Annotated in this window: 10 protein-coding genes; 2 read left to right on the top strand and 8 right to left on the bottom strand. The window is 49.7% G+C overall.

The genetic code is table 11. The annotated features are described in order from the left end of the window. A partial coding sequence (locus tag PsB1_RS09865) for a hypothetical protein (RefSeq protein ID WP_284360873.1) occupies positions 1-463 on the top strand: 463 nt, incomplete at its 5' end. A 51-nt stretch (positions 464-514) separates the two neighbouring features. After that, the gene (locus PsB1_RS09860) at positions 515-1,606 is read left to right on the top strand and encodes a methyl-accepting chemotaxis protein (RefSeq protein ID WP_284360902.1); all 1,092 of its coding nucleotides are present in this window, start codon (positions 515-517) and stop codon (positions 1,604-1,606) included. A gap of 25 nt (positions 1,607-1,631) precedes the next feature. Here the strand turns inward: PsB1_RS09860 and PsB1_RS09855 are convergent, their stop codons facing one another. Genes PsB1_RS09855 through PsB1_RS09820 form a run of 8 tightly spaced genes read right to left on the bottom strand, consistent with a single transcriptional unit; the run spans position 1,632 to position 6,333 of the window. Then, a complete protein-coding gene (locus tag PsB1_RS09855; protein WP_284360863.1) occupies positions 1,632-2,090 on the bottom strand; it encodes a hypothetical protein in 459 nt (152 codons plus the stop codon). Then, positions 2,087-2,686, bottom strand: a complete 600-nt coding sequence (locus PsB1_RS09850) for a response regulator (protein WP_284360860.1) — start codon at positions 2,684-2,686, stop codon at positions 2,087-2,089. The genes PsB1_RS09855 and PsB1_RS09850 overlap by 4 nt, the downstream gene beginning before the upstream one ends. Before the next feature lie 11 nt (positions 2,687-2,697). Continuing rightward, a complete protein-coding gene (locus PsB1_RS09845; RefSeq protein ID WP_284360856.1) occupies positions 2,698-3,033 on the bottom strand; it encodes a hypothetical protein in 336 nt (111 codons plus the stop codon). Then, positions 3,033-3,563 (bottom strand): chemotaxis protein CheD, encoded by a 531-nt coding sequence (locus PsB1_RS09840; protein WP_284360854.1) that lies wholly within the window; start codon positions 3,561-3,563, stop codon positions 3,033-3,035. Before PsB1_RS09840 ends, PsB1_RS09845 begins: the two co-directional genes overlap by 1 nt. Positions 3,564-3,565: 2 nt before the next feature. Then, complete coding sequence (locus PsB1_RS09835; RefSeq protein WP_284360852.1) at positions 3,566-3,955, bottom strand: response regulator; 390 nt, start codon at positions 3,953-3,955, stop codon at positions 3,566-3,568. Positions 3,956-3,971: 16 nt separating this feature from the next. Beyond that, positions 3,972-5,009, bottom strand: a complete 1,038-nt coding sequence (cheB, locus tag PsB1_RS09830; protein WP_284360850.1) for a protein-glutamate methylesterase/protein-glutamine glutaminase — start codon at positions 5,007-5,009, stop codon at positions 3,972-3,974. Continuing rightward, the gene (locus PsB1_RS09825; RefSeq protein WP_284360848.1) at positions 5,006-5,866 is read right to left on the bottom strand and encodes a CheR family methyltransferase; all 861 of its coding nucleotides are present in this window, start codon (positions 5,864-5,866) and stop codon (positions 5,006-5,008) included. The genes cheB and PsB1_RS09825 overlap by 4 nt, the downstream gene beginning before the upstream one ends. Next, positions 5,866-6,333, bottom strand: a complete 468-nt coding sequence (locus tag PsB1_RS09820; protein ID WP_284360846.1) for a chemotaxis protein CheW — start codon at positions 6,331-6,333, stop codon at positions 5,866-5,868. Before PsB1_RS09820 ends, PsB1_RS09825 begins: the two co-directional genes overlap by 1 nt.

The raw sequence follows: 6,333 nt of genomic DNA, 5'->3' as shown, positions 1-6,333 counted from the left end.
TCTTACTATGGGTTCGTATAGGAATTTACAATTTCAGGCACAACAAATCAGGGAGGCTCGCATTTTATGTGAACAATCAGATAAAATGATCATTGCACTCCAATCCGACGTTATGCGCGCCACCATGATCGGTCGCAAGCTTGCTTCGGGCTCATCGCAAGATGTCGCTGCTGCTGTGCAAGAGCATGGTAAATCCTTGCACTTTTTTATGGCTGAGATTGAAAAGCTTACGACCCCTGTTCGCGTTAAAAATCTTGTCAATACCGCAAAAATGCCTCTGGACGATTTTTTCAAAATGACGCAGACCATTAGCGGATTAGCTTTTTCCAACCCAAGTGCTGCTGCCTTAACAATGCCAGCATACTTCACAGCCGTGAATGCACTCCAAGATGCGAATGACAAGCTAAACGTTGAGCTGGATCACTTTGCGATCACGATCTCGGAGGCAGCCAATACACAATAACAATATTACTTGTGCTTACTTGCCTTTGTGTCTGTGGGATTCATAGCTGTGATGATTGGGTTTGGCATTGCTATTCTAAGATCGATTGAGCAGCCTCTAGAACAGGCTGCCTATGCCTTAGACAGGATCGGGCAAGGAATTGGGCAAAATGACATAGGTGTTGATTTGATATCAAACACGCACGATTGTGTAGGTAAAATCCTAACCTCTATCCATCAATTTCACCTCAAGGCAATGGCACCCGCACAATCCGAGCAAACCCGCACACTGGCTAAAAGCCAGGCCGACGAGGAACGTCAACAATCGATTAACACCTTAGCGCGTACGTTTGAAGCCTCGGTTTCAGAGCTTGTCAAATCGATTGAGATCGCGGCCGGCGAGCTTATGCAGGCTGCATCTAAGCTAAACACGACGGCAGATGAAACTGCAGAGCACACAGAGTCGGTCTCGATCACCACAAATGACAGCGCCCATAACATGCACCGCGCCGCCGCTGCGGCAAGTGAATTGGCGAGCAATGCACAATTAATCTCTGAACAAGTCACCCAAGCCCAAATTGTTGCCCAACAGGCCCAAAGTGAAGCGATGGATACAACCACCTCCGTCGGTCAGCTGCGTGAATCCGCCCAACGTATTGGCGAAGTGATCGAACTGATCAATGATATCGCTAATCAAACCAATCTTTTAGCCCTTAATGCTACAATTGAAGCTGCGCGCGCAGGCGAAGCTGGTCGAGGTTTTGCTGTTGTCGCTGCCGAAGTTAAAACTCTTGCAGAGCAAACCTCCAAAGCAACTGAGGAAATTGCCACTCAAATTTCTGGCATACAAACGGCTACCTCAGGCGCAGCTGTCGCGATAGAAACCGTTGCCAAAACCATTGGCAATGTCGCTATCATGTCTTCGCTGATCTCCCAATCTATTGAGGCGCAAACCGAGGCCATCGATGAGATCAGCACGACAACCAGCCAAGTCGCGTCAGGGTCACAATCGGTGTCCAATGCAATTGCAGCATTGGCCGGTGGCAACAAGACAACCCGTACAGCGGCCGAGGAGACCCAAAAGTCTGCCCAAGAAATAAAGGGACAAGCCAATAAACTTCAAGCAGATGTCTTCGTGTTCTTGTCGGGCTTGCGGGCAGCTTGATCCCAAAAAGTCTGGACTGTCTGAATTACTCCAGCAATTCACTGTGTGCGCGCTTGGCCATAACTACCGATTGCAGACCCGTCAGTAACCCCTGGCATGCTGTAGGGTTGAGACGCCCTAATGTCGAGATCAATTGCATGGTCTTGCCATGCACTTCAGCCGCATCCCAATCCCACTGATGAGAGGCCATAATTTCATGAATCTCGCACAAGGATTGGGCGACTTTTGAAATCCAATCAGCCTTAACGAAACTTGAACTACTTATGATCTGAGAAGAAATCTCATAGATGGTATCAATCTTTGTCTCATCCTTGCTATTTAACAAGCCGATGAGGTCATGAATTTGACCTTGCAAAACAAGTTCAAATTCATCCTTCAATAAGTCGATATTGATCTGGCTCTGGTTTGCTAGCACTTCAATCGGCACTTTGGGCGCCCGGGCGATTTTGCGCGCCAAGGAATGAGTTGATTTTTTCAAGGTCATAGAATGTTCACCCGCTTTGGTTTAATCATGTCGTCTATTTTGCTTTGATCGAGATTTTTACCAGCGACCTCACTAACGGTTTCATCCAAATCAGTACTACGCCGACCTATCTCTACCCCAGCCGGAAGCCCGCTGGCCTGAATGCGGCGATCTGGACCTTTGTAATTGGGGGAATGGATCATAATCCGTGTATCACGTCCCAGCCACAAGATACGCTGCAATAAAATACTCGGTGCCATGGGCTTTGCCACCACAAAGCTTGCGCCTGCATCGCGGTATCGTCTGATCTGCAGCTGACTTGAGTGACCCGCAACCGCAAGGATAGGCGTTTCTGCACGCACCCCCGTGAATTCGTGTCGAAACCGTCGTGTAATTGCTACACCGTCAAAATTCTGTGTAGAGCAATCCAGTATAATCAGGTCGATGGACTGGTTGCGATGAAACTCAAATGCCTCTTCAATCGTGCGTGCCTTCAAGCGCTTCGCCAACCCAAATCCGGAGGTTACCGCCGATAGCATTTCCATGGTTTGTGGTCCATCGGTCAAGAGGAGAGCGGTGACTTGTGAGAGATTGGTCGATGGTACGGTTGAAGACATAATGGGCGCCCTCAAAACATTTCTGGGTCAAAGAGCGTTTGACCGTCTAATGGATCCATCTGGGGTCTAGAAGCGTCTAGGAAGTTCAAACGTTTGGCCATTTGGCTGAGCGGGATCGCCATAATCGCTTGATCTACTGGCGTGTCTGCACCCAGCTCTCCAATAAGTTTCGCAAGACTTTCAAGGGCTTGAAGTATATAGTCAAGACTTTGGGCATCCAAAACCCCTTCATGGCCTATAGCCAATGCGCCAACGCTGACAGCTGTTTCTAACCGCATAGCATGGTCGCGAATAATCACGAGCTCTTCGACCAACGCATTGAGTAAGGAGGTTTGCAAGTCAGGCATCAGAACAACTCCACTTCACCAACGCTAACAGGTGGTGCCAAGAGTGGTGGGGGGGCGGATTCTGAGACAAACTTCTGAAAAGCCCGCCCGGTAGCAGGACAAAAATCAACTCTGCGGGCTTTAAGCCCTTGGGTACTTCCACCTACGATCGCGATGCTTTCATCGGTTAAAAACTTTTGGGCAAATGCAGCATTGGAAGCCCCAATGTCGCGCAGGCCTTTAAACAATTTTCCACCGCCAAAGACTTTAGCCTGTAGCCTTGATTTAAGCCCGCCCAAGGCGAGCACATCATTGATAAGAAGTTCAGCAAGATACGCCCCATAACGCCCAGTGATGTCATGGCTAGCCTCTGGGTCTTCGGGCAAAAGAAAATGGTTCATGCCGCCTACCCTCGCTAACGGGTCATGCAGGCAAATCGCCACGCAACTGCCCAAGATGGCCGTTAGGCACACGCGTGGGTCGCCACTGGCAACATGTTCGCCCTGATTGACAGCGATCCGATTAGGATATGAGCGCAGGCTTGCATTCATGCTCAGGATAGCTTTCCAAACACAGTCTCTAACTTTGCTTTCAATTGTGCCGTGGTAAATGGTTTAACCAGAAAATTATTGACTCCAAATTGAACCGCACGCTGAACAAGCTCAGCGTCAGCACGCCCGGTCAGCATCACAAAGGCCGTGTTGGCAATCGGGGGATGGGCACGAATGGCGCGCAGAAATGCCAAGCCATCGATTTTGGGCATATTGAAATCAGAAATAACCAGATGTGCTGGCTTTGCGATGAGCTCCTTCAGCCCCGCTTCGCCGTCAGAGGCATCACGAATATCTTTGATCCCTATCTGGGTCAGGCAGGTTCTCACCAATACCCGCATGGATTGTTGATCATCCACGACTAGAACTTGAATTGAACTGGCGGCAGGCATGGGTAGGCTCCTTAAACTAACTTTTTTGAGCAGAACAAGACGACACTATCGCCTGAGCAATGGAACTAAGGGGTAATTGGCGATCAACCGCACCAATTTCATGGGCTACCTTGGGCATGCCATAGACAATGCTGGTTGCTTCATCCTGGCCAATTGTTGCAGCACCGGCTTGGCGCATAGCCAATAGGCCCTCTGCACCATCGCGTCCCATGCCAGTCAGGATTACCCCAGTCATTGGCCGATTAAGCAAAGCGACAGATTTAAAGAGCGCATCAACAGAGGGCTTATGTCCGTTGATCAAATCACCATCTACCAACCGACAACGTGGCTTAAGCGAACTGACAACTTCTAAATGATAATGCTCGCCTGGTGCCAAATAGACATGACCTTCCATCAAGGGGGTACCATCTTCAGCCTCCATCACCTGTAAGGCAGAGGCACGGTCCAGTCGGGCCGCAAAATTTGGGGTAAATGTCGCGGGCATGTGCTGGGTCAAGACAACAGGTGGGCAATTTTTGGGTAAAGAGGGGATAAGGTTTAAAAGAGCTTCAACCCCACCCGTAGAGGCACCAATGGCCACGATGTGCCCTGGATTTGGAATGAACAATCGATCGGAGAGTCTTCCAGGAGGTGTCACAGCCGCTGGTGGGGCTTTACGTACTTTTGCTTGCGCGGCAGCCTTTACCTTGGTGATAAGATCGTGAAATCCGGAAGGTAAGGATTGAGAACTTGTCGGCTTTCCAACCACGTCCACGGCACCCAGTTCTAATGCCGCTAAAGCAACTTCGGTGCCCATATGTGTCAATGTCGAAACCATCACCACTGGCATAGGTCGTAGACGCATGATTTTCTCAAGAAACTCAAGACCGTTCATTTCTGGCATTTCTACGTCCAGGGTCAGTACGTCAGGAGACAGTGCCTTAATGAGCGTGCGGGCTTCATGGGGATTCTCGGCCATCCCCACCACTTCGATCTCAGGATCAGACGATAAGGCCATGGATAGGAATTGGCGCATGGTTGCGCTATCATCCACAATTAAAACTTTGATGCTCATAGCGGCCCCCGCACATAAGTCGTCAGGCCAGCCGTTTCAAAATAGCGTTCTCCTGGTCCTGTTACGCGCTCAGAATGACCAATGCACAAATAAGCACCTGCCTTTGTTGCTTGGGCAAAGCGGGCCCACAATCTTTCTTGGGCCTGCTCGTCAAAATAGATCGCAACATTGCGACAGAATATGAAATCGAATTTGTGTTTCATTGGCCAGGGGCCTATGAGATTAAGGACATTGAACGTAATCAACTGAGCCAGTGACTCTTTGACTACCAAGCGGTGCTCGTCAAAGGGTTGGAAATATTTGTTGCGAAGCACTTCAGGTGCTGGTGCCAACAGATCGGTTCTGTATACGCCTTTGCGACCATCGGCGACCACATTAGGATCTATATCGGTTGCTAGAATTTTGATATCAAACGATGCTGCATCGGGCATGGCGGCTAGTAATGCCATGGCCATTGAATAGGGCTCTTGACCATTAGAGCATCCAGCTGACCACAGCCTTATACGTTCCCCAGTGCGCGCACGCTGCGCTATGCCGCTGGCAAACACTTTTTGTAACGTTTCAAAATGATGTGGCTCGCGGTAGAAGCGGCTGACATTGGTGGTCAGCGCCGCCAGCATTTCCTGTAATTCTTCAGAGCCATCGGGACTGTTAAGCATGGCGCAGTAATCTTCAAAGCTGCGCAACCCCAAGAGACGTAAACGTTTGGCCAATCTCGAATAGGCCAACGCAATCTTTCCCTCTGTGAGCACAATTCCAGTGCGCTCCTTTAAAGTTGCAGCAATTTGGGTAAAATCCTCGGCCGTCATGACATAATCGCCAGCAACCAAGCTTTTTTTGAGGTTCAAGGCAGCCATTATGCAGCTTCTACTTCTGTTTCAGGCAACAGAAGATTGACATCCAGAAGACTGAGCAAACGCTGACCGACCGGGATGATGCCGGTTATGAGTCCCCGCATGTCTTCAAGTGCAACCTCAGGGGCTGGCTGAATGTCCATCGTATTGACCATGATGATTTCCGACACAGCACCCACCAACAGACCCACGCTGCGATTGCCGATCTGAACGACCATTATGACATTACGGCCACTAGGATCACACATGCCCAAGCCGATGCGTGCCGACAGATCCAGGATGGGCAAAATTGTTCCGCGAAGATTGATCACCCCTTTCATATAACCAGGCGTCTTAGGCAGAGGTGTGGCGCTAGACCAACCCCTGATTTCGCGGATAGCCATTATATCCACGCAAAACTCCTGATCTCCGGCCATGAAAGCCATTAACTCATGCTGGCTTGCCTCAGGATTGGATAAATGGTGTGGCAT

The organism is Candidatus Phycosocius spiralis (assembly GCF_030158815.1).
Lineage (GTDB): Bacteria > Pseudomonadota > Alphaproteobacteria > Caulobacterales > Aquidulcibacteraceae > Aquidulcibacter > Aquidulcibacter spiralis.
Note: the sequence above shows the minus strand (reverse complement) of the source record. Positions and strands in the feature narration are given on the sequence as shown.